Genomic DNA, 26020 nt, shown 5'->3' with positions numbered 1-26020 from the left:
AGAAAGGAGCGTCTGTTATGGGTGAATTTAAGGGGTTTATGAAATATGAGAAACAATCATTATCTGAATTATCACTTGTTGAACGTTTGAACAATCATCAAGCGTTTCAACAACGTTTTACTCGAGATGAAGCTTCAGTTCAAGGGGCACGGTGTATGGACTGTGGTACACCATTTTGTCAGACGGGTCTTCCTTTCGGGCGGGAAACAATTGGCTGTCCAATAGGGAATTATATTCCTGAATGGAATGATTTGGTTTACCGCAAAGATTTTAAAGGTGCATATCAGCGTTTAAGTGAGACAAATAATTTTCCTGATTTTACTGGACGCGTATGTCCTGCGCCATGTGAGAATTCATGCGTCATGAAGATTAATCGCGAGTCGGTTGCCATTAAAGGTATCGAACGTACAATTATTGATGAAGCTTTTGAAAATGGCTGGGTCAAACCAAAATATCCACAACGTCATTTAAATCAAAGTGTTGCCATTGTAGGAAGCGGACCATCAGGGCTTACCGCTGCTGAAGAACTTAATTATAAAGGTTATCAAGTTACAGTGTTTGAAAAAGCAGCAGAACCTGGTGGGTTACTGATGTATGGTATTCCAAATATGAAATTAGATAAAGACGTTGTACGTCGTCGTGTTCAACTTTTAACTGAAGCAGGTATCACATTTAAAACAAGTGTTGAAATAGGTCTAGATATTACGCGTGAACAATTAGAACAACAATATGATGCAATTATCTTATGTACAGGTGCACAAAAAGCACGTGATTTACCATTAGAGGGACGCATGGGTCAGGGTATTCATTTTGCAATGGATTATCTTACTGAACAAACACAGTTACTCAATGGAGAAATTGATGAAGCTACCATCACAGCTAAAGATAAAAATGTGATTATTATTGGCGCTGGAGATACAGGTGCAGACTGTGTAGCGACAGCTTTGCGTGAAAACTGTAAATCTATCGTACAATTTAATAAGTATACGAAAGCTCCGGAAGAAATTACGTTTGAAAGTAACACGTCATGGCCTCTAGCAATGCCTGTCTTCAAAATGGATTACGCACATAAGGAATATGAAGCGCGTTTCGGTAGAGAACCTCGTGCATATGGTGTTCAAACAATGCGTTATGACGTTGATCATATAGGCAATGTTCGTGGCGTTTATACTCAGATTTTGGAAGAAACACCGGAAGGCATGGTAGTAGTTAATGGTACTGAGAGACATTGGCCAGCTGATTTAGTATTATTATCAATTGGTTTTGAAGGAACCGAGCCGACAGTGCCAAGATCATTTAATGTTGCTACGCGACAAAATAAAATAGTAGCTGATGAAACGGATTATAGAACGAATCAAGATAAAATATTTGCTGCAGGAGATGCTAGACGTGGACAAAGTTTAGTTGTATGGGCAATTAAAGAAGGTCGTGCGGTGGCACAATCCGTTGATCAATATCTACAACAACAAGTATTAGTTTAAAATAGTGTGGAGGAAGTATTCATTCGTCAATATACGCCAAAATAAAAGTATAATTTTACTATTTTAAATTTAAATATATTGACTTCCGATGAACTGTGTTATAAGATATTTATTGTGTTCATTGGAGGAATACCCAAGTCCGGCTGAAGGGATCGGTCTTGAAAACCGACAGGGCCTTAACGGGCCGCGGGGGTTCGAATCCCTCTTCCTCCGCCATTATAATTAAAATCCAAGACTAATACATAGAATATAGACAAGCACTCAGTGTTCACTGGGTGCTTGTTTTTTTGTTTTTTCTAAATATCAATTGATAAAACATGGATGTGGTACCGTCTATAGTAAACCTATCGTCTCAAATACAACGTATAAATGAAGTGGACAACTTAATTTTTTTAAAAATGTAAGCCTTTACACAACTTGTCTAGACAAGTTATACTTTGTTTATGATAAACAAGGGAGTGAAAGACGTGGCTGTAAAGAAAAAAGATGTGCAGGATATTGTTAAAGCCATTGGCGGCAAAGAAAATGTTGATACTGCAACGCATTGTGTGACACGATTACGTCTAGTTTTAAAAGACGATAATAAAGTAGATAAAGATGCATTAGATGACAATTCATTAGTGAAAGGTCAATTTAAAGCAGATAATCAATATCAAATTGTAATTGGGCCAGGGACTGTTGATGAAGTGTATAAGCAATTTATTGACGAAACAGGGGCAGAAGAATCGTCAAAAGATGAAGCTAAAGCTGCTGCAGCCAAAAAGGGTAACCCCTTACAACGTTTAGTTAAATTATTGGGAGATATCTTTATTCCCATTTTACCTGCATTAGTTACAGCCGGTCTTTTAATGGGAATTAACAATATTTTAACGATGAAAGACTTGTTTGGTCCTAAACCACTTGTCGAACAATTCCCGCAGCTTGGTGATATTTCCAACATTATTAATGTTATTGCAAGTACAGCCTTTATCTTCCTACCTGCGCTAATTGGTTGGAGTAGTATGAGAGTATTTGGCGGTAGTCCAATATTAGGTTTAGTGTTGGGACTTATACTTATGCATCCACAATTAGTTTCACAATATGACATCGCTAAAGGACACATTCCAACTTGGAATTTATTTGGTTTAGAAATTAAACAACTAAACTATCAAGGACAAGTGTTGCCAGTATTAATTGCAGCCTATGTTTTATCACTCATTGAAAAAGCATTAAATAAAGTCGTTCATGATTCAATTAAGATGCTAGTAGTTGGACCAGTAGCTTTACTTGTCACTGGATTCTTAGCATTTATAATTATTGGTCCGATTGCACTTGCGATAGGTACTGGTATTACTGGTGCAGTTCAATTTGTCTTCGAAAATGCCGGTTGGTTAGGTGGCGCGATTTATGGTTTCTTCTACGCACCACTTGTTATTACAGGATTACACCATATGTTCTTAGCAGTCGATTTCCAATTAATGGGAAGTAAACTGGGCGGTACATATCTATGGCCAATCGTTGCAATATCTAATATCTGCCAAGGTTCAGCAGCCTTTGGTGCATGGTTTATTTATAGACGACGCAAAATGGTAAAAGAAGAAGGTTTAGCCTTAACTTCAGGAATTTCTGCATTTTTAGGCGTGACAGAACCTGCAATGTTTGGTGTGAACTTACCATTAAAAGTTCCTTTCTTCGCTGCGATTTGTACATCAAGCATTTTAGGTGCCATTATTGGTGCTAATAAGGTATTGGGTAGTGTCGGTGTAGGTGGTGTTCCAGCCTTCATTTCAATCCATAGTGAATTTTGGTTCATTTATATACCTGTCACACTACTTGCTATGGTGATACCAGCCATTTTGACAGTAATCTTTGCAAGATTTACAACAGTTAAAGCTAAGAAAATGGTGGAAACGCCAGACGACACAATAGCGAAATAATTAATACAAACAAAGACGTTCACGTATCACTGTATAAGTACTTGAACGTCTTTTGATTTAAAAAGATCGGTATAATATTTAGTAAAGGTGGCAAAATAATATGGCTGAAAAAGATTGGAAAAAATCGGTTGTTTATCAAATTTATCCAAAGTCATTTAATGATACAACAGGAAATGGCGAAGGCGATATAAATGGTATTGTTGAAAAATTAGACTACTTACAATACTTAGGTGTTGATTATATTTGGCTAACACCTATTTACGAATCTCCGATGAACGATAATGGTTATGATATCAGTAATTATTTTAAAATAAATAAACGATTTGGCACGTTGGAAGATTTTGAGACATTGGTAAAAGAGGCGCACAAACGTGACCTAAAAGTGATGCTAGATATTGTTATTAATCATACATCTACGCAACATGAATGGTTTAAAGAAGCAATCAGTTCTAAAGATAATCCTTATCGTGACTATTACTTCTTCAAATCTTCACAAGATGGTCCACCAACCAATTGGGAATCCAAGTTTGGTGGCAATGCTTGGCAGTATGATGAGAAAACCGATGAATACTATTTACATCTATTTGATGTCACGCAAGCGGATTTGAATTGGGATAATGAGGAAGTCAGACAATCTTTATACGATGTGGTTAATCATTGGATTGAATTTGGTGTAGACGGCTTCCGATTCGATGTTATAAACCTTATCTCTAAAGGAGAATTTAAAGATTCTCCTGAAATTGGCAAAGAATTTTACACTGATGGTCCACGCGTGCATGAATACTTACATGAACTGAATCGTCATACATTTGGTGATAAAGGTATGATGACAGTGGGTGAAATGTCTTCAACAACAATAGATAATTGTGTGATGTATACTAACCCCAAACGTCAAGAATTGAGTAGTGTGTTTAATTTTCACCATTTAAAAGTGGATTACGTAGATGGCGAAAAATGGTCAAATGCGAAATTAGACTTTTTAAAATTGAAAAAAATATTGATGGAATGGCAAGTAGGCATATATGAAGGTGGTGGTTGGAATGCGATCTTCTGGTGTAACCATGATCAACCGCGTGTGGTATCGCGTTTCGGCGATGATTCTACTGAAGAAAATCGACAAGCAAGTGCTAAGATGCTGGCTATCGCACTACATATGCTTCAAGGAACACCGTACATTTATCAAGGTGAAGAAATTGGAATGACTGACCCGCATTTTAATTCAATTCAACAATACCGTGATGTTGAATCATTAAATGCTTACGATAATTTGAAAGAAAAACATATTGATGAAGATGAAATTTTAACTATTTTAGGTCAAAAATCACGAGATAATTCACGTACACCAATACAATGGACTTCAGGTCATCAAGCTGGCTTTACAACTGGTACACCATGGATCAATATCCCTAATAATTATGATAAAGTAAATGTCGAGTCTGCAATAGAGGATGATCATTCTATCCTACAAACGTATCGTCAATTAATTGCGTTGCGTCATAAACACGATTTGATGACATATGGTGATATTGAGCCGATGTATATGGAACACCCACAATTATTCATTTATCGTCGTAATTATCAAACACAATCATGGTTAGTGATTGCTAACTTTTCAAAAGAAGCGGTCAAATTGCCTGAAGATATTGATACGACTGGTGATATGATTATACAAAATGGTACTGTTGCGAATGGTGAAATTTCAGCATTCGGTGCAATAGTTATTGAAGTATAAAGGTAAGTAGATTGAAAAGAAATAACGGAGAAATGAAGCATGGCACCACAAAAATTTATAACGATTTATGAAAAAATTAAACAAGACATTTATAACGGGGTATATGGTTCAGGGCAACAACTACCATCAGAACATATGCTACTTGCACAATATAGTGCGTCTCGTGAAACCGTTAGGAAGGCACTGGATTTATTAGCTAATGATGGCTTGATTCAGAAGATTAGAGGCAAAGGCTCTATTGTTATCAATCAAGGTGTAACTGAATTTCCGTTTTCAGATTTAATTAGTTTTAAAGAGATTCAACAGGAGTTAGGTTTGGAACATGAGACGAAAGTGCTTGTTAATGAAGTCATACAAGCAGCCCATGTTCCTCAAGTTAAAGCACAATTAGGCATTTCAGATAATGAAGCACTGATTCATATCGTAAGAAGTCGTAGTATTAATGATAAAGTAAAAATCTTAGATGAAGATTACTTTGTAGCTTCTGTCGTACCAAATATTTCAAATACTGTGGCTTTGGATTCCATCTATAACTATTTAGAAAAAGAATTAGGTTTAGAGATAAGTTATTCGAATAAGTCGATTACTTTTGAACCTTTTACTGAAAAGGAATATGAAATTTTTGGAAAGGTGCAACCTCCGTATACTGCAACTGTAAGAAGTATTGTTTATTTAAAAAGTACTAAGCAATTTCAATATAATATCTCTAAACATTTGGCGACTGAATTTAAATTCAATGAGTTTTCAAGACGTTATAAAAAATAATTACTCAAATAGTCACTTTTGTAATTATAAATTTTAGAGAATAAACTTAACACTTGCAATAAGAAGTTTGGTTATAGTATTATAAAACTTACCGTGCTAGGTGGGGAGGTAGCGGTTCCCTGTACTCGAAATCCGCTTTATGCGAGACTTAATTCCTTCGTTGAGGGTGTGTTTTTGTGAAGTCTGCCCGAAGCACGTAGTGTTTGAAGATTTCGGTCCTATGCAATATGAACCCATGAATCATGTCAGGTCCTGACGGAAGCAGCATTAAGTGGATCCTCATATGTGCCGTAGGGTAGCCGAGATTTAGCTGTCGACTTCGGTAACGTTTGTGATACACATTCGATTCGAAGGTGCACGGTTTTTAATTTTTTAAAAACCAAACCAAACTTATAAATGGTAAATATAAATATTAAATGGGTGGCTTTGAATGCAAAGTCACTCCTTTTTTGTATAAAATGAAGAGGTATTCAGATTTGATAAATTAGATGAGAAAAATGTCTTTTTTGAAATGGGGATATGATAAAAGAAAAAGACAAGTCATGGGGGCAAATTTATGCAAATTTACTTAAGTACATTAACTGAAATGGACTACGCAGAAACATTGGATAAAATCGAAACAAATTATGATGCACACTCAAAAAATGGTAAGGCACAACGTGAACTTGTTAAGACGTTGCGACAAACACCGACTTATAATTATGAACTTGAAGTGATTGCTAAAAATGAAGACGGTGACGTCGTAGGCCATATTATGTTAAGTGAAATAGATTTAGTTGATAATGAAGATAGATATAAGGCGTTAGAATTAGTTTCATTGATTGTAGATGATACTGTGCGTAATGAAGGTTTAGGTAAAGCGTTAGTTCAAGCAGTTGAAGAACGAGCCAAATCTCAACATTATACGACTATCATTGTGAGCTGTGATACTAGTTATTTTGAGCAATTAGGATATGAACTAGCAACAGACCATGATATTTTCTCTAAAGAAACAAATCAATCAGATTTGCGAGTGAAATTCTTATGGGATCAACTAAATGAGTATCCACATGGCACAGTACAAAATGCCGATTTTGTTTAGGAAAATAATTGAAATCAAGAAGATGATGCGTGATATAATAATGAGTAATTGTTAATGGAGGTGCGAATGTGAATTATCAAGCTTTGTATCGAATGTTTAGACCCCAAAGCTTTGAAGATGTAGTGGGACAAGAACACGTAACTAAAACATTGCGAAACGCCATATCAAAAGGCAAACAATCTCACGCATACATATTTAGTGGTCCTCGAGGTACAGGTAAAACAAGTATTGCTAAAGTATTTGCAAAAGCAATTAATTGTTTAAATCCTCAAGATGGAGAACCATGTAATGAATGTGCAATTTGTAAAGGTATCACTCAAGGTACAAATGGAGATGTCATTGAAATAGATGCTGCCAGTAATAATGGTGTAGATGAAATTAGAAATATTAGAGATAAAGTTAAATACGCACCTAGTGAATCGAAATATAAAGTATACATTATAGACGAAGTTCATATGTTAACTACAGGTGCGTTTAACGCTTTACTTAAAACGCTAGAAGAACCTCCAGCTCACGCGATTTTCATTCTAGCTACTACAGAACCTCATAAAATTCCGCCTACAATTATTTCACGAGCACAACGCTTTGATTTTAAGGCAATTGGTACAGATCAAATAGTCGACCGCTTACGCTTTGTAGCTGAAGAGCAGAAATTAGACTATGATGAAGCGGCGCTTGAATTTATTGCTAAAGCTTCAGAAGGTGGTATGCGAGACGCATTAAGTATCATGGACCAAGCAATAGCATTCGGTGATGACCACTTAAAGTTGCAGGATGTTCTCGATGTTACAGGTAGTGTCGATGAAGCAGCGTTAAATGAATTGTTCAAAGTAGTAGTTGAAGGTGATGTGAAAGAAGCGTTTAATCGATATCATCAATTTATTAAAGAAGGTAAAGAAGTAAACCGTCTAATTAATGATATGATTTACTTTGTGCGTGACACCATTATGAATAAGACAGTGGATAATCAAGCAGAATATGATGCGTTAATCCACTTTGACTTAGAAACGCTATACCATATGATTGATATTATTAATGATACATTAGTATCGATTCGATTTAGTGTTAATCAGAATGTTCATTTTGAAGTATTATTAGTGAAAATTGCTGAAATGTTAAAATCTCAACCTGATACTGTACAAAATGTGGCGACAACTCATGTGGCATCAGAACCAAATAATGAAGTATTGTTGCAACGCATGGAACAACTGGAAAATGAATTAAAAACATTGAAAGCGCAAGGTGTGCCACAGTCAAATTCAAGAAATAACCAAAGTGCTAAGTCTGTTTCTCGAGGTAAGCGCCAAAATAAAAATGCGTTCTCTATGACTAGTATTGCTAAAGTATTGGATGAAGCAAATAAAGAAGATATTCAATTGCTGAAAAAACATTGGTTAGAAGTCGTTGATTATGCCAAAAGTAATGATAAAAAGTCTTTAGTTAGTCTTTTACAAAATTCTATACCAGTTGCAGCGAGTTCGAAACGCGTGTTAATTCAATTTGATGAAGAAATACACTGTGAAATTGTTAATAGAGACGAAGAAAAACGAAAAAGTATTGAAAATGTCGTTAGAAATATTATAAATAAAGATGTTGAAGTCGTGGGTGTGCCATCTGACCAATGGATGAGAGTACGCTCAGAGTATATTAATAATAGAAAACAACACGAAGACGATGATAGTCGATCAGATAGTACAGTTGAAGAAAATAAACAAGAAACGGATGTAGCTCAAAAAGCACGTGATTTATTCGGAGAAGAAACCGTACATTTAATAGATGAATAAATATCTGGGAAACTGTTTATTATAGAAGAAACACGTTTTATTTTATTTAATAATAGCTTCTTTTATGAAAAAACAGTGATACATGACAATGATTATAAACGCATGTATAATAAAATATAAATTAAAAGACAATGTTAATACATTTAAGGAGGAAATGATATTATGCGCGGTGGCGGAAATATGCAACAAATGATGAAACAAATGCAAAAAATGCAAAAGAAAATGGCTCAGGAACAAGAAAAGCTTAAAGATGAACGTATCGTAGGTACAGCAGGTGGCGGTATGGTTTCAGTAACAGTAACTGGTCATAAAGAAGTAGTAGATGTAGAAATTAAAGAAGAAGCGGTAGATCCAGACGATATCGAAATGTTACAAGATTTAGTATTAGCTGCTACTAACGAAGCAATGAACAAAGCGGACGACTTAACTCAAGAACGTTTAGGTAAGCATACGCAAGGCTTAAACATTCCGGGAATGTAAGCATAGATGCATTATCCAGAACCCATATCTAAATTAATAGATAGTTTCATGAAATTGCCAGGCATTGGCCCTAAGACGGCTCAACGTCTGGCATTTCACACTTTAGATATGCAAGAAGACGATGTTGTCCAATTTGCTAAAGCCTTAGTAGATGTTAAACGTGAGCTTACCTATTGTAGTGTTTGTGGACATATCACTGAAAATGATCCATGTTATATTTGTGAAGATAAACAAAGAGATCGTTCAGTTATATGTGTTGTCGAAGATGATAAAGATGTGATTGCCATGGAAAAGATGAGAGAATATAAAGGGCTCTATCATGTATTACATGGCTCAATCTCTCCTATGGATGGTATAGGGCCGGAAGATATTAATATTCCAACACTTATTGATAGATTAAAAGATGAAGAAGTTAAAGAGCTTATATTAGCAATGAATCCAAATCTTGAAGGTGAATCAACTGCAATGTATATTTCAAGACTTGTGAAACCAATTGGCATTAAAGTTACTAGATTGGCGCAAGGACTTTCGGTCGGTGGAGATTTAGAATATGCTGATGAAGTTACTTTATCAAAAGCAATAGCTGGTAGAACAGAAATGTAATCATTTAGAAGGTCGCTATTTAAGTAAAGCGAACTGTGATAGGTTATGTATAGACCATCAACAGTGTGTTTTGCTACTAAATAGCGATTTTTTAATTTAATTTAAAAAATGCGTAAATTTTTTAAAGTTTGTTATTTTAGTGATTTCGGAAGGTTTTATAGGGTATCGTAGTTGTTGAGCAGTATTTAAAATGAACGATATCTGTATATTTTTCTTTAATGTTCGGAAATTAATGAGATTTCTGACATTCAGATGCTCCGGAGTGTAATTTTTACCGTTGTTAAAACGCCGGAAAGCCTGTATAGTATATATTTGTTGAGCGGAACAATTCAACGAACATTAAAATCACTTAAAAAAATAATTAAAAAAGATATTGACTTTCAAGTTGATAAAGAGTATAATTATTTCTTGTGATAACGAAATGAACATTGAAAACTGAATGACAATATGTCAACGTTAATTCCAAACAGTAACTTAAATGTTACAAACATTATTTAGTATTATGAGCTAATCAAACATCATAAATTTTTATGGAGAGTTTGATCCTGGCTCAGGATGAACGCTGGCGGCGTGCCTAATACATGCAAGTCGAGCGAACAGATAAGGAGCTTGCTCCTTTGACGTTAGCGGCGGACGGGTGAGTAACACGTGGGTAACCTACCTATAAGACTGGGATAACTTCGGGAAACCGGAGCTAATACCGGATAATATTTCGAACCGCATGGTTCGATAGTGAAAGATGGTTTTGCTATCACTTATAGATGGACCCGCGCCGTATTAGCTAGTTGGTAAGGTAACGGCTTACCAAGGCGACGATACGTAGCCGACCTGAGAGGGTGATCGGCCACACTGGAACTGAGACACGGTCCAGACTCCTACGGGAGGCAGCAGTAGGGAATCTTCCGCAATGGGCGAAAGCCTGACGGAGCAACGCCGCGTGAGTGATGAAGGTCTTCGGATCGTAAACTCTGTTATTAGGGAAGAACATACGTGTAAGTAACTATGCACGTCTTGACGGTACCTAATCAGAAAGCCACGGCTAACTACGTGCCAGCAGCCGCGGTAATACGTAGGTGGCAAGCGTTATCCGGAATTATTGGGCGTAAAGCGCGCGTAGGCGGTTTTTTAAGTCTGATGTGAAAGCCCACGGCTCAACCGTGGAGGGTCATTGGAAACTGGAAAACTTGAGTGCAGAAGAGGAAAGTGGAATTCCATGTGTAGCGGTGAAATGCGCAGAGATATGGAGGAACACCAGTGGCGAAGGCGACTTTCTGGTCTGTAACTGACGCTGATGTGCGAAAGCGTGGGGATCAAACAGGATTAGATACCCTGGTAGTCCACGCCGTAAACGATGAGTGCTAAGTGTTAGGGGGTTTCCGCCCCTTAGTGCTGCAGCTAACGCATTAAGCACTCCGCCTGGGGAGTACGACCGCAAGGTTGAAACTCAAAGGAATTGACGGGGACCCGCACAAGCGGTGGAGCATGTGGTTTAATTCGAAGCAACGCGAAGAACCTTACCAAATCTTGACATCCTTTGACAACTCTAGAGATAGAGCTTTCCCCTTCGGGGGACAAAGTGACAGGTGGTGCATGGTTGTCGTCAGCTCGTGTCGTGAGATGTTGGGTTAAGTCCCGCAACGAGCGCAACCCTTAAGCTTAGTTGCCATCATTAAGTTGGGCACTCTAAGTTGACTGCCGGTGACAAACCGGAGGAAGGTGGGGATGACGTCAAATCATCATGCCCCTTATGATTTGGGCTACACACGTGCTACAATGGACAATACAAAGGGCAGCGAAACCGAGAGGTCAAGCAAATCCCATAAAGTTGTTCTCAGTTCGGATTGTAGTCTGCAACTCGACTACATGAAGCTGGAATCGCTAGTAATCGTAGATCAGCATGCTACGGTGAATACGTTCCCGGGTCTTGTACACACCGCCCGTCACACCACGAGAGTTTGTAACACCCGAAGCCGGTGGAGTAACCATTTGGAGCTAGCCGTCGAAGGTGGGACAAATGATTGGGGTGAAGTCGTAACAAGGTAGCCGTATCGGAAGGTGCGGCTGGATCACCTCCTTTCTAAGGATATATTCGGAACATCTCGTAGAGATGAGGAATAACGTGACATATTGTATTCAGTTTTGAATGTTTATTTTAAACATTCAACTTAATAAATGAATATTGCATAAGACGTTTTATTTTGATATAATTTCTTATTGTGATTTTGATTTTATTGATTGTACATTGAAAACTAGATAAGTAAGTAAAATAGATTTTACCAAGCAAAACCGAGTGAATTAGAGTTTTAAAAAAGCTTGAATTCATAAAATATAATCGCTAGTGTTCGAAAGAACACTCACAAGATTAATAACAGGTTTCTTAACATTAGAACTACGTTCTAATATGGTGGAAACATAGATTAAGTTATTAAGGGCGCACGGTGAATGCCTTGGCACTAGAAGCCGACGAAGGACGTTACTAACGACGATATGCTTTGGGTAGCTGTAAGTAAGCGTTGATCCAGAGATTTCCGAATGGGGGAACCCAGCACGAGTTATGTCGTGTTATCGACAAGTGAATTCATAGCTTGTCAGAAGGCAGACCCGGAGAACTGAAACATCTTAGTACCCGGAGGAAGAGAAAGAAAAATCGATTCCCTGAGTAGCGGCGAGCGAAACGGGAAGAGCCCAAACCAATAAGCTTGCTTATTGGGGTTGTAGGACACTCTATACGGAGTTACAAAAGAATATATTAGACGAATCATCTGGAAAGTTGAATCAAAGAAGGTAATAATCCTGTAGTTGAAAATATATTCTCTCTTGAGTGGATCCTGAGTACGACGGAGCACGTGAAATTCCGTCGGAATCTGGGAGGACCATCTCCTAAGGCTAAATACTCTCTAGTGACCGATAGTGAACCAGTACCGTGAGGGAAAGGTGAAAAGTACCCCGGAAGGGGAGTGAAAGAGAACTTGAAACCGTGTGCTTACAAGTAGTCAGAGCCCGTTAATGGGTGATGGCGTGCCTTTTGTAGAATGAACCGGCGAGTTACGATCTGATGCAAGGTTAAGCAGTAAATGTGGAGCCGTAGCGAAAGCGAGTCTGAATAGGGCGTTGAGTATTTGGTCGTAGACCCGAAACCAGGTGATCTACCCATGGTCAGGTTGAAGTTCAGGTAACACTGAATGGAGGACCGAACCGACTTACGTTGAAAAGTGAGCGGATGAACTGTGGGTAGCGGAGAAATTCCAATCGAACCTGGAGATAGCTGGTTCTCTCCGAAATAGCTTTAGGGCTAGCCTCAAGTGATGATTATTGGAGGTAGAGCACTGTTTGGACGAGGGGCCCTTCTCGGGTTACCGAATTCAGACAAACTCCGAATGCCAATTAATTTAACTTGGGAGTCAGAACATGGGTGATAAGGTCCGTGTTCGAAAGGGAAACAGCCCAGACCACCAGCTAAGGTCCCAAAATATATGTTAAGTGGAAAAGGATGTGGCGTTGCCCAGACAACTAGGATGTTGGCTTAGAAGCAGCCATCATTTAAAGAGTGCGTAATAGCTCACTAGTCGAGTGACACTGCGCCGAAAATGTACCGGGGCTAAACATATTACCGAAGCTGTGGATTGTCCGTAGGACAATGGTAGGAGAGCGTTCTAAGGGCGTTGAAGTATGATCGCAAGGACATGTGGAGCGCTTAGAAGTGAGAATGCCGGTGTGAGTAGCGAAAGACGGGTGAGAATCCCGTCCACCGATTGACTAAGGTTTCCAGAGGAAGGCTCGTCCGCTCTGGGTTAGTCGGGTCCTAAGCTGAGGCCGACAGGCGTAGGCGATGGATAACAGGTTGATATTCCTGTACCACCTAGCATCGTTTTAATCGATGGGGGGACGCAGTAGGATAGGCGAAGCGTGCTGTTGGAGTGCACGTCTAAGCAGTGAGATTGAGTGTTAGGCAAATCCGGCACTCTTAAGATTGAGCTGTGATAGGGAGAGGAAATTGTTTCCTCGAGTCGTTGATTTCACACTGCCAAGAAAAGCCTCTAGATAGATAATAGGTGCCCGTACCGCAAACCGACACAGGTAGTCAAGATGAGAATTCTAAGGTGAGCGAGCGAACTCTCGTTAAGGAACTCGGCAAAATGACCCCGTAACTTCGGGAGAAGGGGTGCTCTTTAGGGTGCAAGCCCAGAAGAGCCGCAGTGAATAGGCCCAAGCGACTGTTTATCAAAAACACAGGTCTCTGCTAAACCGTAAGGTGATGTATAGGGGCTGACGCCTGCCCGGTGCTGGAAGGTTAAGAGGAGTGGTTAGCTTCTGCGAAGCTACGAATCGAAGCCCCAGTAAACGGCGGCCGTAACTATAACGGTCCTAAGGTAGCGAAATTCCTTGTCGGGTAAGTTCCGACCCGCACGAAAGGCGTAACGATTTGGGCACTGTCTCAACGAGAGACTCGGTGAAATCATAGTACCTGTGAAGATGCAGGTTACCCGCGACAGGACGGAAAGACCCCGTGGAGCTTTACTGTAGCCTGATATTGAAATTCGGCACAGCTTGTACAGGATAGGTAGGAGCCTTTGAAACGTGAGCGCTAGCTTACGTGGAGGCGCTGGTGGGATACTACCCTAGCTGTGTTGGCTTTCTAACCCGCACCACTTATCGTGGTGGGAGACAGTGTCAGGCGGGCAGTTTGACTGGGGCGGTCGCCTCCTAAAAGGTAACGGAGGCGCTCAAAGGTTCCCTCAGAATGGTTGGAAATCATTCATAGAGTGTAAAGGCATAAGGGAGCTTGACTGCGAGACCTACAAGTCGAGCAGGGTCGAAAGACGGACTTAGTGATCCGGTGGTTCCGCATGGAAGGGCCATCGCTCAACGGATAAAAGCTACCCCGGGGATAACAGGCTTATCTCCCCCAAGAGTTCACATCGACGGGGAGGTTTGGCACCTCGATGTCGGCTCATCGCATCCTGGGGCTGTAGTCGGTCCCAAGGGTTGGGCTGTTCGCCCATTAAAGCGGTACGCGAGCTGGGTTCAGAACGTCGTGAGACAGTTCGGTCCCTATCCGTCGTGGGCGTAGGAAATTTGAGAGGAGCTGTCCTTAGTACGAGAGGACCGGGATGGACATACCTCTGGTGTACCAGTTGTCGTGCCAACGGCATAGCTGGGTAGCTATGTATGGACGGGATAAGTGCTGAAAGCATCTAAGCATGAAGCCCCCCTCAAGATGAGATTTCCCAACTTCGGTTATAAGATCCCTCAAAGATGATGAGGTTAATAGGTTCGAGGTGGAAGCGTGGTGACACGTGGAGCTGACGAATACTAATCGATCGAAGACTTAATCAATTTATTTCAACGTTTTGCGAAGCAAAATCGTTTACTTACTATCTAGTTTTGAATGTATAATCATTCTCTTGTCTGGTGATAATGGCAAGGAGGTCACACCTGTTCCCATGCCGAACACAGAAGTTAAGCTCCTTAGCGCCGATGGTAGTTGGACTAACGTTCCGCTAGAGTAGGACGTTGCCAGGCAAACAAATCGTATGGATGCGATGAGCCGATATTGAGACCGTAAGGTCTCTTTTTTTATGTCAAAATATAAAAAATTAAAGACGAATGAAGTGTATTTAATTGCACATAAATAAGAAATATAGCTTAATCATTCTTTTTATATTCCTTTCATTTACTTTTACAAAATTTTTCAATAAAATTTTAATTAAAGGAGTGCTAAAGATGATTATTAGAGCTTTAGAAGAAACAGACCTACAATTCGTACATCATTTAAATAATGAATATTCTATTATGTCGTATTGGTTTGAGGAGCCGTATCAATCTTTAAGTGAATTACAAAGTTTATACCATAAACATATTCTAGATGAATCAGAGAGACGATTTGTTATTGAAGAGAATAATATCTCGATTGGTATTGTAGAGTTAGTGGAAATTAACTTTGTACATAGAAATTGCGAGGTTCAAATAATTATTGATTCACGATATGGAAATAAAGGTTATGCAAAGAAAGCGTTTAAGATGGCCATTGATTATGCATTTTTAGTTTTAAATATGAATAAAGTATATTTATATGTAGATATTAATAATAAAAAAGCAGTACATATATACAAAAATGCAGGTTTTCATATTGAAGGTGAACTTAAAGAGCATTTTTACACTCAAGGGAAATATAAAGATTGCTATATTATGGGATTACTTAAATCAAAATGGATTGAATTGCGTAATGGCAGTGATGATTTATCTCAAATTCATTAATAATTTAGAAAGTGTGCTATAAAATGAAACTTCCTATTACTGAAAAATTGAATCAACTTAATAAACAAAATGCAATTTCATTACATGTACCAGGTCATAAAAATATGACAATTGGTCACTTAGATCATTTGAAAATAAGTATGGATATGACTGAAATTACTGGACTTGATGATTTGCATCATCCTGAGGACATTATATTGAAAAGTATGGAGAATATTGAAAAGCACCCCAACTATGATGCCTATTTTTTAGTCAATGGTACTACTTCTGGTATTTTAGCAGTTGTTCAAGCTTTTTCAGAAATAGAGGGAAACTATTTAATCAGTAGAAATGTACATAAATCTGTATTTCATGGTTTAGATCTTGTACAACAACCAGCAGACATATTACCAATGTTTACAAGTGATGTGAGTAATCAATATTTAGGTCCAGAGACACATCATTTTAACCATAATCAGAAACTAAGTATTGTAACTTATCCTAACTATTATGGTGAGTGTTTCAATATTAAAGAATTTGTTATTAAAATGCATTGTCAGCATATTCCAGTATTAGTTGATGAAGCCCATGGTGCACATTTTAATTTACAACATTTTCCAAAGTCATCTCTTGAGTCAAATGCGGATTATGTTGTGCAATCGTATCATAAAACGTTACCTGCACTAACAATGGGATCTATGCTATTTATTCATAAAAATGCACCAATGAAAGAAGAAGTTATCCGTTATTTGGGATACTTTCAAACGTCTAGCCCTTCTTATTTGGTAATGTCTAGTCTTGAAATGGCACATCAATTTTTTAATGATTATCAGAGTGAATTATTTTTTGAAAAAAGAAAGCAATTCATAAACACTTTGAAATTAACTGGTTTTAATGTTATTGAAGTAAATGACGCATTAAAATTATTAATTCAGTATCCAGGATATTCAGGATATGATATCCAAACTTGGTTTGAACAATTAGATATTTATGCTGAGTTAGCTGATGATAAGCAAGTTCTGTTTGTCTTACCTCTTTGGCATAAAGATGACACATATCCATACGAAACTTTATTACATAAAATTTCACAACTAGATTTACCATCTATATCAAACAATAAATTAGAAACAATAACTTTACCTACAAAAGCGGGCATATATTATCCTCAACGTATCCATTCTACAATTTGGGTCGATATGAAAGAGGCGATTAATAAAGTTTTAGCCAAACACATTATTCCTTATCCACCTGGTGTTCCTATTTTTCTAAAAGGGGAAAGAATCACTCAAAATATGATAGAATTAGTGCAAGATTATCTTCAAAAAGGTAATAGAGTTGAAGGTATTATAGATGAAAAAATTTTAGTTAAGGATGAATGAAATGTCTGCATTTATAACATTTGAAGGTCCTGAGGGTTCAGGTAAAACAACAGTCTTGCAGCGTGTATCTGAAAAGTTAGCGCAACACTATCAAGTGGTTACAACTAGAGAACCTGGGGGTGTACCTACTGGTGAAGAAATTCGTAAAGTGTTGTTAGACGGTGGGAAAATGGATATCCGCACTGAAGCAATGTTGTTTGCAGCTTCAAGAAGAGAACATTTAGTGGAAAAAGTTATCCCTGCTTTGAGAAGTGATAAAATTGTCCTCTGTGATAGATATATTGATAGTTCTTTAGCTTATCAAGGGTATGCACGGGGTATAGGTATTGAAGAAGTTAAAAAATTAAATGATTTCGCAATAAATGGTCTTTATCCAGATTTAACAATTTATTTGGATATTACTGCTGAAGTTGGACGAGATAGAATCCTTAAAAATCAACGAATTCAAAATCGACTTGATAAAGAAGATATCGTATTTCATGAGAAAGTCATTGAAGGATATCAACAAGTGATTCAAGAAACACCGAATCGTTTTAAAGTGGTTGACGCAACAAGAAGTATTGATGAAGTAGTCACTGAAACTTATGAGATAATTTTAAAATTTTTAAAATAATTATGATATAATAACTAGAAGAGGTGTTTTAAGATGAAAATGATTATAGCGATCGTTCAAGATCAGGATAGTCAAGAACTTTCAGACCAACTCGTAAAAAATAACTTTAGAGCTACTAAATTAGCAACTACTGGTGGATTTTTAAAAGCCGGAAATACTACATTCTTATGTGGTGTTGACGACGATCGTGTAGACGATATTCTTTCAGTAATTGATAATACTTGTGGTAATAGAGAACAACTTGTTTCTCCAATGACACCAATGGGTGGTAGTGCAGACTCTTACATACCTTATCCTGTTGAAGTTGAGGTTGGAGGCGCTACAGTATTTGTAATGCCAGTCGATGCATTCCATAGATTTTAATCATTAAAATTAAAAAGAAATGTGAAATGAAATTTAAGACATCTTAGAAAATATACAATATTTCGAGGTTGGGACATAATTAGCTCATGCTCTTGGATACCAATTATCGGTGTCTCCAAGACAGGATTTTCAGCAAATGCATCTTCAGTTTACTAACTGAGTGCTTCTCACGATTCAACAGAATTATAAGTGTAATTTTGTGTATCGTTTTAATTTGCGTTAATTCTAAATGCTTTTGTCCTAACCTCTTTTTATATTAGAAGATTGAATAAGGAGTATGCAAAATGGATGAACAACAAAAATTAGCTAATGCGTATCATTCAAATAAGCTATCGCATGCCTACTTGTTTGAAGGTGATGATGCACAATCAATGAAGCATGTCGCGATGGAATTTGCAAAACTTATTCTGTGCAATGGTAATCAACAATGTGAAAGAAAAATCGATACGTATAATCACCCCGATTTTGTATATGTTTCTTCAGAAGAGAATACAATTAAAAAAGAACAAATTGAACAACTTGTACATCGCATGAATCAACTTCCAATTGAAGGCACACATAAAGTATATATTATCGAAGATTTTGAAAAGTTAACTGTTCAAGGTGAAAATAGTATATTAAAATTTTTAGAAGAACCACCTGAGAATACAATAGCTATTTTATTATCAACAAAACCTGAGCAAATTCTAGATACGATTCATTCACGCTGTCAGCATGTGTATTTTAAACCAAGTGATAAACAACACTTTGTAGATAAATTAGTAGAACAAGATATTAATAGAGCAGTAGCAGAGATGCTAAGCACATATACTACACAACTAGAAACCGCGAAAGATTTAAATGAAGAACATGATTTAATTGCACTTAGGAAAGTGATCATTCATTGGTGTGAATTATTATTAACGAATAAACCGATGGCATTGATTGCTATCATTGAATTATTGAAAAATGCAAAAAATCGAAAGTTACAATCTCTTACATTGGCAGCTGTGAATGCTTTCTTTGAAGATATTATGCATGCCAAAATAGGTATTGAGCGTAACTATGTATATACAGATTTAGAAGCGGAAATTGTAAAGTATGCAGAACAATTATCGTTTAATCAAATCATATTAATGTACGACCAAATCACAGAAGCGCACAAAAAATTAATGCAAAATGTTAATCCAACGCTCGTATTTGAACAAATAGTAATTAAAGGTGTGAGTTAGAATGCCAAATATCGTAGGTGTACAATTTCAAAAGGCTGGGAAACTGGAATATTATGCGCCTAAAGATTTAGACGTAAAAGTTGATGAGTGGGTTGTAGTCGAATCTAAGCGAGGCATTGAAATTGGAAGTGTTAAGTTTCCACCTAAAGACGTTGAAGATGGAGATGTAACACTACCTCTAAAAGAAATTATACGTGTCGCAACTGAGGACGATATCGAAACATATTATCAAAATGACCGAGATGCTAATGAAGCATTAGAATTGTGCAAAGAATTAGTAAAAAATCAACAATTGGACATGAGATTGGTGAATTGTGAATATACGCTAGATAAATCTAAAGTTATTTTCAATTTTACCGCAGACGATCGTATTGATTTTCGTAAATTAGTAAAAAACTTAGCACAAAATTTAAAAACACGCATTGAATTAAGACAAATTGGTGTGCGTGATGAAGCGAAATTATTGGGTGGTATTGGACCATGTGGACGTTCGTTATGTTGTGCTACATTCTTAGGAGATTTTGAACCGGTATCTATTAAAATGGCTAAAGACCAAAACTTATCATTAAATCCTACAAAAATTTCAGGTGCTTGTGGACGTTTAATGTGCTGTCTTAAATATGAGAATGATTTTTATGAAGAAGCAAGAGCACAATTACCAGATGTTGGTGACAAGATAGAAACGCCTGAAGGTAAGGGTCAAGTCATAGGTTTAAATATATTAGATATTTCGATGCAAGTTAAAATTGAAGGACTAGAACAGCCGTTAGAATATAAAATGGAAGAATTAGAAGCTTTGAACTAAGGAGGGTACGTTACTTTTGAATCGCAACGACTTATTTGAAAAAATTGTTCAACTAGAAAGTAATGTTCATCAATTAAATGAAGATATGACTGATTTGAAGTCCTTAGCTGTGCAACTTATTGAAGAAAATGTCACTTTACAAGTTGAAAATGATAATTTAAAAACATTGATGGCTAAGAGCGAACAAGATGTGGAATCTACTAAGGTTTCAAATCATCTTGAGGGTAATAAAAAAGAAACTGATAAAAAAAATAACACTAAAAGTACAATCAAGCATGTCAAAAAACCTTTACCAAGTAAAGATAATTTAGCAGTTTTATATAGTGAAGGGTTTCATATTTGTAATGGTGAATTATTTGGTAAACATCGTTATGGTGAAGACTGTTTATTGTGCATGAATGTGTTAAATAGCTAAACTTAATTTGATTGCTACTGTTAGGCTTATCAAACAATCTAATAGCAATTTTAATTATGCTAATTTATAGCTTTAGCTGATAATAAGGGATGGATTTCAACTCAATCGAAAGCGTGATGGGTTGTAAAGACATCTCTTTTTTAGGAGAAAAAGGATTATGTTAAAAAATCACGAACGTTATGATTATTTGATTAAAGAAAACTTACAAATTATACAAAATGATGATGTTTTTTCATTCTCTACCGATGCTTTGTTGTTAGCACATTTTACAAAAGTTAGAAAAAATGACAAAGTATTAGATCTTTGTGCTGGAAATGGTGTGATTGCATTATTATTATCTGCTAAAGGATCTCAACAAATTGAAAGTATCGAGATACAAGAGCAATTGGTAGGTATGGCGGAACGCAGCTTTAAATATAATCATTTAAATGAACGCTTATACATGCATCATATGGATTTAAAAGAGGTAACGAAACGCTTTAAACCTTCTCAATATACTTTAGTAACCTGTAATCCGCCTTATTTTAAAAATAATCAATTGCATCAACATCAAAAGGAAGCACATAAAATTGCACGACATGAAGTCAAATGTACATTGGAAGATTGCATGTTAGCTGCACGTCATTTGTTAAAACAGGGTGGTCGCCTAATGATGGTTCATAGAGCGGATAGATTGATGGATGTCTTAACAGAAATGCGCAAGGCGAATATTGAACCAAAACGGGTAGTGTTTATCTATAGTAAGATAGGTAAATCAGCTGTTACGATTGTAGTAGAAGGACGTAAAGATGGTAAACAAGGATTAGAAATTGCACCGCCATTCTACATCTACAATCAAGATGGAGCGTATAGTGATGAGATGAGAGATGTATATTATGGATAAGCACTATGTTTATATTGTTAAATGTAAAGATAATACGCTATATACTGGTTATGCCAAAGATGTTGAGGCACGTATTGCAAAGCACAATGCTGGAAAAGGAGCCAAATATACTAAAATAAGACGTCCGGTAGTGTTAGTTTATCAAGAAACATTTACTTCAAAATCAGAAGCCATGCGCAGAGAGTATGAAATTAAAACATTCACAAGAGAACAAAAATTAAAAATGATTGAGGGGAAATAAGATGGCGACACTCTATTTAGTGGGTACTCCTATTGGCAATTTAGGAGATATTACCTTTCGTGCGATTGAAACCTTAAAAAATGCTGATTTCATTGCCTGTGAAGATACGCGTGTGACTAAGAAATTATGTAATCATTACGATATTCAAACACCGTTAAAATCATATCATGAACATAATAAAGCACAACAAACAGATTATTTAATAGAGTTACTTGCTGAAGGGCATGATATCGCATTAGTATCAGATGCTGGATTGCCGTTAATTAGTGACCCAGGATATGAATTGGTAGTTGAAGCACAGAATAATAATATTAAAGTTGAGACGGTCCCAGGCCCTAACGCAGGTTTAACAGCCTTAATGGCAAGTGGTTTGCCTTCATATACTTATACATTTTTAGGTTTTTTACCGCGAAAAGAGAAAGACAAAATAGCTGTTTTACAGGAAAGAATGTATCAAGACAGTACGATTATTGTTTATGAATCACCGTTTAGAGTTGTGGAAACATTAAAAGCCATTTCCAAAGTGGATGCTACACGACGCGTAGCAGTAGGACGTGAATTAACTAAAAAATTTGAACAAATCGTTATGCGAGATATTGAGTCATTACTAATAGCTTTTCAAAATGAAGACATTCCACAAAAAGGCGAATTTGTTATTCTTATTGAAGGCGCAAAACCACTTGAGACAGAACAATGGTTTGAAAGTTTATCTATTACAGAACATGTTGCGCATTATATAAATGAACAACAAGTTAAACCTAAAAAAGCAATTAAATTAGTAGCTGAAGATCGACAAATGAAAACGGGCGAAGTTTATGATATTTACCATGAAATCAAGTGATTTCATAGGTAGTATTTGAAGGTGAATTATTTTCAGAAAATAAACGGTGAAAATCATAGAAATAGCCCATAAAACAACGAATTTATGGTAATGTAAATAAGATACGACATTAGAATTTCTATATGCGTTATAATTTAAAGTAACGAAATATTAAGGGAACTGTGACGATGTTAAATTGTCTCAGTCTTTTTGAAAGTTTATAGGAAAGAATAGTAAATTTAAAAGTTTTTATGTTGTAAACGATGAGGAGGACCATTGATGGCGAAAGAAACATTTTATATTACAACCCCTATTTATTACCCAAGTGGTAATTTGCATATTGGCCATGCATATTCAACGGTTGCAGGAGATGTAATCGCACGATACAAACGTATGCAAGGATATGATGTACGTTATTTAACAGGTACAGATGAACATGGTCAAAAAATTCAAGAAAAAGCACAAAAAGCGGGTAAAACTGAATTAGAATATTTAGATGAAATGATTAATGGCATTAAACGTCTATGGAATAAATTAGAAATCTCTAATGATGACTTTATTCGAACAACAGAAGAACGTCATAAACTTGTTGTTGAAAAAGTATTTGAACGTCTTTTGAAACAAGGCGATATCTATCTTGGTGAATATGAAGGATGGTATTCTGTACCTGATGAAACGTATTACACTGAATCACAATTAGTTGATCCTGTGTATGAAAATGGCAAAATTGTTGGCGGTAAGAGTCCCGATTCAGGCCATGAAGTTGAGTTAGTTAAAGAAGAAAGCTATTTCTTTAATATCAATAAATATACTGATAGATTATTAGAATTTTACGATGCTAATCCAGACTTCATTCAACCACCTTCAAGAAAGAATGAAATGATTAATAACTTTATTAAACCAGGTTTAGAAGATTTAGCCGTTTCACGTACGTCATTCGACTGGGGCGTGAGAGTGCCATCAAATCCTAAACACGTAGTATACGTATGGATTGATGCATTGGTTAACTATATCTCATCATTAGGTTATTTATCAGATGATGATGCATTATTCCAAAAATACTGGCCTTCAGATGTACATTTAATGGCTAAGGAAATTGTGCGTTTCCACTCTATTATTTGGCCGATTTTATTAATGGCATTAGATTTACCACTTCCTAAAAAAGTATTTGCGCATGGTTGGATTTTAATGAAAGACGGCAAAATGAGTAAATCAAAAGGAAATGTAGTAGATCCAAATGTACTTATTGACCGTTATGGCTTAGATGCAACACGTTACTATTTAATGCGTGAGTTACCATTCGGTTCAGATGGCGTCTTTACTCCGGAAGCCTTTGTAGAACGTACAAACTATGATTTAGCGAATGACTTAGGTAACTTAGTTAACCGTACAATCTCTATGATTAATAAGTATTTCCAAGGTGAACTTCCAGCCTATCAAGGTCCTAAACATGAATTAGATGAAGACATGGAAGCTCTTGCTTTAGAAACTGTGAAAAACTTCAACGAAAATATGGAAAGTTTCCAATTTTCAGTAGCATTATCTACTGTTTGGAAATTAATCAGTCGTACGAATAAATATATTGATGAAACAACGCCATGGGTATTAGCTAAAGACGAAGCACAACGCGATATGCTTGGAAATGTAATGGCACACTTAGTAGAAAATATTCGATTTGCTACCGTGCTATTAAGACCATTCTTAACACATGCACCAAGAGAAATCTTTGAGCAATTAAATATTAATAATACAGAACTATTCGAATTAGAAAGTCTTGAAACATACGGCGCTTTAACGCAACCCATTATGGTTACTGAAAAGCCATCTCCAATCTTCCCTAGATTAGATACTGAAGCGGAAATTGCATATATCAAAGAATCTATGCAACCGCCTAAATCTGAAGAATCTAAAGAAGAAGCGGAAGCACCAAGCAAAGATCAAATCGATATTAAAGACTTTGACAAAGTAGAAATTAAAGCGGCTACTATCACTGATGCAGAAAATGTTAAAAAATCTGATAAATTATTAAAAATTCAAATCGATTTAGGTTCTGAACAACGTCAAATTGTTTCAGGTATTGCAAAATTCTATCGCCCTGAGGATATTATTGGTAAAAAAGTAGCAGTTGTAACAAACTTGAAACCAGCTAAATTAATGGGACAAAAATCAGAAGGTATGATTTTATCTGCTGAGAAAGATGGCGTCTTAACTTTAGTTAGCTTACCAAGTGCTATTCCAAATGGTGCAATTGTAAAATAGAGCAAGCTTTTCAATATAATAATTTAAAGTATAAACCAGACCTTAAATGTTAGGAGAGATAGCATGTTAATCGATACACATGTTCACTTAAATGATGAACAATATGATGAAGATTTAAGCGAAGTTATTTCACGTGCTAGAGAAGCGGGTGTTGATCGCATGTTTGTTGTTGGTTTTGATACGCCGACAATCGAACGTACGATGGAATTGATAGATGAATATGACTTTATTTACGGTATCATCGGTTGGCATCCTGTTGATGCAATTGATTTCACTGAAGAACGCTTAGAGTGGATTGAAGGATTAGCTAAACATCCTAAAATTATTGGTATTGGTGAAATGGGACTTGATTATCATTGGGATAAATCACCTGTTGATGTTCAAAAAGAAGTATTTAGAAAGCAAATTGCATTAGCTAAGAGAGTCAAATTGCCGATCATTATTCATAATAGAGAAGCAACACAAGACTGTGTAGACATCTTAAGAGAAGAACATGCAGAAGAAGTAGGAGGCATTATGCATAGTTTTAGTGCTTCTCCAGAAATTGCCGATGTGGTTATTAATAAATTGAATTTCTATGTTTCTTTAGGAGGACCTGTAACATTTAAAAATGCAAAACAGCCTAAAGAAGTTGCAAAACATGTTCCAATGGATAGATTATTAGTTGAAACGGATGCACCGTACCTATCTCCTCATCCATATAGAGGTAAACGTAATGAACCAGAAAGAGTTACGCTAGTTGCTCAACAAATCGCTGAATTACGTGGCATGACATATGAAGAAGTTTGTCGTCAAACAACTGAAAATGCTGAAAGATTATTTAAATTAAATCAATAATATTGATGTGAGAAAGATGTTAAACAAGACATGTCGTGGTATCATTTTTATAAATAAACACGACGTGTTATCATCTTTCTCATTTTTTTGATTTTCAAAAATGAATAAGATGAAA

At 36.6% G+C, this 26020-nt stretch carries 20 protein-coding genes, 1 tRNA gene, 3 rRNA genes and 1 other RNA gene; all 25 read left to right on the top strand.

The window, feature by feature from the left end; all coding sequences use genetic code 11:
- Positions 1 to 17 precede the first annotated feature (17 nt).
- The 25 genes from HYI43_11650 to HYI43_11530 all read left to right on the top strand — a co-directional run bounded on the left by HYI43_11650 (position 18) and on the right by HYI43_11530 (position 25905).
- Positions 18 to 1481: a glutamate synthase subunit beta gene (locus HYI43_11650; GenBank protein UDI79159.1), complete on the top strand. Its 1464-nt coding sequence runs from the start codon at positions 18 to 20 to the stop codon at positions 1479 to 1481.
- Between the two features lie 123 nt (positions 1482 to 1604).
- Positions 1605 to 1697, top strand: a tRNA-Ser gene (locus HYI43_11645).
- Positions 1698 to 1948: 251 nt separating this feature from the next.
- The gene (gene treP, locus HYI43_11640) at positions 1949 to 3397 is read left to right on the top strand and encodes a PTS system trehalose-specific EIIBC component (protein UDI79158.1); all 1449 of its coding nucleotides are present in this window, start codon (positions 1949 to 1951) and stop codon (positions 3395 to 3397) included.
- A gap of 100 nt (positions 3398 to 3497) precedes the next feature.
- Complete coding sequence (gene treC, locus HYI43_11635) at positions 3498 to 5129, top strand: alpha,alpha-phosphotrehalase (protein ID UDI79157.1); 1632 nt, start codon at positions 3498 to 3500, stop codon at positions 5127 to 5129.
- 39 nt (positions 5130 to 5168) lie between these two features.
- A complete protein-coding gene (treR, locus tag HYI43_11630) occupies positions 5169 to 5894 on the top strand; it encodes a trehalose operon repressor (protein UDI79156.1) in 726 nt (241 codons plus the stop codon).
- 91 nt (positions 5895 to 5985) lie between these two features.
- Positions 5986 to 6255, top strand: an RNA gene (gene ffs, locus HYI43_11625) — signal recognition particle sRNA large type.
- A 195-nt stretch (positions 6256 to 6450) separates the two neighbouring features.
- Positions 6451 to 6975 carry an N-acetyltransferase gene (locus tag HYI43_11620; protein ID UDI79155.1) on the top strand — a complete coding sequence of 175 codons (525 nt, stop codon included), beginning with the start codon at positions 6451 to 6453 and terminating at the stop codon, positions 6973 to 6975.
- A 68-nt stretch (positions 6976 to 7043) separates the two neighbouring features.
- Positions 7044 to 8759, top strand: coding sequence for a DNA polymerase III subunit gamma/tau (dnaX, locus tag HYI43_11615; GenBank protein ID UDI79154.1), 1716 nt, complete (start codon positions 7044 to 7046; stop codon positions 8757 to 8759).
- A 162-nt stretch (positions 8760 to 8921) separates the two neighbouring features.
- Positions 8922 to 9239 carry a YbaB/EbfC family nucleoid-associated protein gene (locus HYI43_11610; GenBank protein ID UDI79153.1) on the top strand — a complete coding sequence of 106 codons (318 nt, stop codon included), beginning with the start codon at positions 8922 to 8924 and terminating at the stop codon, positions 9237 to 9239.
- Between the two features lie 6 nt (positions 9240 to 9245).
- Positions 9246 to 9842 (top strand): recombination protein RecR, encoded by a 597-nt coding sequence (recR, locus tag HYI43_11605; protein UDI79152.1) that lies wholly within the window; start codon positions 9246 to 9248, stop codon positions 9840 to 9842.
- A 527-nt stretch (positions 9843 to 10369) separates the two neighbouring features.
- Positions 10370 to 11921, top strand: a 16S ribosomal RNA gene (locus tag HYI43_11600).
- Positions 11922 to 12256: 335 nt separating this feature from the next.
- Positions 12257 to 15182 (top strand): 23S ribosomal RNA (locus HYI43_11595).
- 68 nt (positions 15183 to 15250) lie between these two features.
- Positions 15251 to 15365 (top strand): 5S ribosomal RNA (rrf, locus tag HYI43_11590).
- The 16S, 23S and 5S rRNA genes sit together here, the layout of an rRNA operon.
- Before the next feature lie 201 nt (positions 15366 to 15566).
- The gene (locus HYI43_11585; protein UDI79151.1) at positions 15567 to 16100 is read left to right on the top strand and encodes a GNAT family N-acetyltransferase; all 534 of its coding nucleotides are present in this window, start codon (positions 15567 to 15569) and stop codon (positions 16098 to 16100) included.
- Positions 16101 to 16123: 23 nt separating this feature from the next.
- Positions 16124 to 17458 carry a lysine decarboxylase gene (locus HYI43_11580; protein ID UDI79150.1) on the top strand — a complete coding sequence of 445 codons (1335 nt, stop codon included), beginning with the start codon at positions 16124 to 16126 and terminating at the stop codon, positions 17456 to 17458.
- 1 nt (position 17459) lies between these two features.
- Positions 17460 to 18071, top strand: a complete 612-nt coding sequence (locus tag HYI43_11575; protein ID UDI79149.1) for a dTMP kinase — start codon at positions 17460 to 17462, stop codon at positions 18069 to 18071.
- Between the two features lie 33 nt (positions 18072 to 18104).
- The gene (locus tag HYI43_11570) at positions 18105 to 18434 is read left to right on the top strand and encodes a cyclic-di-AMP receptor (protein ID UDI79148.1); all 330 of its coding nucleotides are present in this window, start codon (positions 18105 to 18107) and stop codon (positions 18432 to 18434) included.
- A gap of 284 nt (positions 18435 to 18718) precedes the next feature.
- The gene (locus HYI43_11565; protein UDI79147.1) at positions 18719 to 19645 is read left to right on the top strand and encodes a DNA polymerase III subunit delta'; all 927 of its coding nucleotides are present in this window, start codon (positions 18719 to 18721) and stop codon (positions 19643 to 19645) included.
- A gap of 1 nt (position 19646) precedes the next feature.
- On the top strand, positions 19647 to 20450 hold the full coding sequence (locus HYI43_11560) for a stage 0 sporulation family protein (GenBank protein ID UDI79146.1): 804 nt from the start codon (positions 19647 to 19649) through the stop codon (positions 20448 to 20450).
- A 16-nt stretch (positions 20451 to 20466) separates the two neighbouring features.
- Positions 20467 to 20865 (top strand): DNA replication initiation control protein YabA, encoded by a 399-nt coding sequence (yabA, locus tag HYI43_11555; protein UDI79145.1) that lies wholly within the window; start codon positions 20467 to 20469, stop codon positions 20863 to 20865.
- A 157-nt stretch (positions 20866 to 21022) separates the two neighbouring features.
- A complete protein-coding gene (locus HYI43_11550) occupies positions 21023 to 21748 on the top strand; it encodes a tRNA1(Val) (adenine(37)-N6)-methyltransferase (protein ID UDI79144.1) in 726 nt (241 codons plus the stop codon).
- Complete coding sequence (locus HYI43_11545) at positions 21741 to 21989, top strand: GIY-YIG nuclease family protein (protein ID UDI79143.1); 249 nt, start codon at positions 21741 to 21743, stop codon at positions 21987 to 21989. Before HYI43_11550 ends, HYI43_11545 begins: the two co-directional genes overlap by 8 nt.
- A 1-nt stretch (position 21990) precedes the next feature.
- Entirely contained in the window at positions 21991 to 22830 is an 840-nt protein-coding gene (rsmI, locus tag HYI43_11540) for a 16S rRNA (cytidine(1402)-2'-O)-methyltransferase (protein UDI79142.1), read from the top strand.
- Positions 22831 to 23088: 258 nt separating this feature from the next.
- Complete coding sequence (metG, locus tag HYI43_11535; GenBank protein ID UDI79141.1) at positions 23089 to 25068, top strand: methionine--tRNA ligase; 1980 nt, start codon at positions 23089 to 23091, stop codon at positions 25066 to 25068.
- Positions 25069 to 25131: 63 nt separating this feature from the next.
- The gene (locus tag HYI43_11530) at positions 25132 to 25905 is read left to right on the top strand and encodes a TatD family hydrolase (protein ID UDI79140.1); all 774 of its coding nucleotides are present in this window, start codon (positions 25132 to 25134) and stop codon (positions 25903 to 25905) included.
- Positions 25906 to 26020: the final 115 nt, after the last annotated feature.

It is taken from the genome of Staphylococcus taiwanensis (assembly GCA_020544305.1).
Classification (GTDB): domain Bacteria; phylum Bacillota; class Bacilli; order Staphylococcales; family Staphylococcaceae; genus Staphylococcus; species Staphylococcus taiwanensis.
This window is presented reverse-complemented; position numbering and strand designations above follow the sequence as displayed.

Bases quoted from the DNA above. Each gene is read 5' to 3' on its own strand.
- HYI43_11650 (UDI79159.1), top strand. From the start codon at position 18: ATGGGTGAATTTAAGGGGTTTATGAAATATGAGAAACAATCATTATCT.
- treC (UDI79157.1), top strand. From the start codon at position 3,498: ATGGCTGAAAAAGATTGGAAAAAATCGGTTGTTTATCAAATTTATCCA.
- treR (UDI79156.1), top strand. From the start codon at position 5,169: ATGGCACCACAAAAATTTATAACGATTTATGAAAAAATTAAACAAGAC.
- HYI43_11620 (UDI79155.1), top strand. From the start codon at position 6,451: ATGCAAATTTACTTAAGTACATTAACTGAAATGGACTACGCAGAAACA.
- HYI43_11610 (UDI79153.1), top strand. From the start codon at position 8,922: ATGCGCGGTGGCGGAAATATGCAACAAATGATGAAACAAATGCAAAAA.
- recR (UDI79152.1), top strand. From the start codon at position 9,246: ATGCATTATCCAGAACCCATATCTAAATTAATAGATAGTTTCATGAAA.
- HYI43_11585 (UDI79151.1), top strand. From the start codon at position 15,567: ATGATTATTAGAGCTTTAGAAGAAACAGACCTACAATTCGTACATCAT.
- HYI43_11580 (UDI79150.1), top strand. From the start codon at position 16,124: ATGAAACTTCCTATTACTGAAAAATTGAATCAACTTAATAAACAAAAT.
- HYI43_11575 (UDI79149.1), top strand. From the start codon at position 17,460: ATGTCTGCATTTATAACATTTGAAGGTCCTGAGGGTTCAGGTAAAACA.
- HYI43_11570 (UDI79148.1), top strand. From the start codon at position 18,105: ATGAAAATGATTATAGCGATCGTTCAAGATCAGGATAGTCAAGAACTT.
- HYI43_11565 (UDI79147.1), top strand. From the start codon at position 18,719: ATGGATGAACAACAAAAATTAGCTAATGCGTATCATTCAAATAAGCTA.
- HYI43_11560 (UDI79146.1), top strand. From the start codon at position 19,647: ATGCCAAATATCGTAGGTGTACAATTTCAAAAGGCTGGGAAACTGGAA.
- HYI43_11550 (UDI79144.1), top strand. From the start codon at position 21,023: ATGTTAAAAAATCACGAACGTTATGATTATTTGATTAAAGAAAACTTA.
- HYI43_11545 (UDI79143.1), top strand. From the start codon at position 21,741: ATGGATAAGCACTATGTTTATATTGTTAAATGTAAAGATAATACGCTA.
- rsmI (UDI79142.1), top strand. From the start codon at position 21,991: ATGGCGACACTCTATTTAGTGGGTACTCCTATTGGCAATTTAGGAGAT.
- metG (UDI79141.1), top strand. From the start codon at position 23,089: ATGGCGAAAGAAACATTTTATATTACAACCCCTATTTATTACCCAAGT.
- HYI43_11530 (UDI79140.1), top strand. From the start codon at position 25,132: ATGTTAATCGATACACATGTTCACTTAAATGATGAACAATATGATGAA.